This window comes from Microbulbifer okhotskensis (genome assembly GCF_023895975.1).
Classification (GTDB): domain Bacteria; phylum Pseudomonadota; class Gammaproteobacteria; order Pseudomonadales; family Cellvibrionaceae; genus Microbulbifer; species Microbulbifer okhotskensis.
Genome location: NZ_JALBWM010000457.1, coordinates 1 through 301 on the forward strand (window position 1 = coordinate 1; position 301 = coordinate 301).

At 55.8% G+C, this 301-nt stretch carries 1 protein-coding gene; it reads left to right on the top strand.

The genetic code is table 11. The features are described from left to right. Window positions 1-38: 38 nt before the first annotated feature. Window positions 39-301, top strand: a 263-nt coding sequence (locus MO867_RS22915) for a DUF2190 family protein (protein ID WP_252473445.1), incomplete at its 3' end; no start/stop codon positions are given.

A 301-nucleotide genomic window follows, 5' to 3' on the forward strand; every position in this document is an offset into this window, starting at 1 on the left:
TTTTACTTTCAATTAAAAATCCAATCGAGAGAAAGAGAATGGCTACGAATTTTGTACAAGGCGGGCGCATGCTCGATTACACCAACAACTCCAGCGCAGCGATTGCCTCCGGCCAGGTAGTGCCGGTAGGTGCAGTCCTGGGTGTGGCGATGGACGATATCGCCGTGGGTGAAACCGGCGTGCTCGCTATTGATGGCGTATTCACCGTGCCCAAGGTATCCGCCGCAGTGATCAATCAGGGCGAACCCCTCACCTGGGTGGTTGCCTCCAGTGCCTTCGATGATAACGCCGCCACCGCAGC